The sequence below is a fragment of the Endozoicomonas atrinae genome, assembly GCF_001647025.1.
In the GTDB taxonomy this organism is placed as follows: Bacteria; Pseudomonadota; Gammaproteobacteria; order Pseudomonadales; family Endozoicomonadaceae; genus Endozoicomonas; species Endozoicomonas atrinae.
This window is the reverse complement of record NZ_LUKQ02000733.1, coordinates 1-598: the sequence shown is the minus strand read 5'-3', so window position 1 is coordinate 598 and position 598 is coordinate 1. Positions and strand designations below refer to the sequence as shown.

Here is a 598-nt window from a genome sequence, read left to right as displayed (position 1 = left end):
CCGCTTTTCAGTCGTCAAATATATACAGTCCCGATCGAACCCATCTCACCCTGAGTGAACGGTCAACAAGCGAAGGGTCAGAAGGTATTGATCGCTGTCCTCTGGATAGGCAAACGGCAATACCTGCTGCGCCTCTAGAGGAGCACCGTTAGACCGATCAAAAATGACGGAGAACTGGCGACTATCCGGGAGCGTTAGAGTCATGGTTTTATTGGCCGCTTTGGAGAGCGCAAACAGGTTCTTGACCGTCAGCCGGGAAACCCAACCGGCCTCGCCATTACCAGAGAGAACGATTGGCCTGCCATTTATTAGTTGTCCTTCCTGAACCAGCAAAGCTCCGGTCAGGCTCCGTTCGGTAGTTTGCTCGACGGGGTTCCATTCAAACTCATTGATCCAGAGCAGATCGTCCGGGAGGGTAATGGTATCCAGTATCATCAGACCGTCCTCATACCTGCGTTTTTCAGGGCTTCAAGCAGTTTGGTTTCATCCGTTGAATCAATGCCGACATTGACCGCACCGCCGGGATATTCGAGCCGGATAATTTTCTGCGGAGCCGGTTGTGTAGTTCGGGTGGTTGGTGCCGACGTGCTCACCTGGC

Annotated in this window: 1 protein-coding gene; it reads right to left on the bottom strand. The window is 53.0% G+C overall.

What is annotated here, in order from left to right:
• Positions 1-45: 45 nt before the first annotated feature.
• Complete coding sequence (locus tag AK963_RS30345) at positions 46-435, bottom strand: hypothetical protein (RefSeq protein ID WP_066018858.1); 390 nt, start codon at positions 433-435, stop codon at positions 46-48.
• Positions 436-598: the final 163 nt, after the last annotated feature.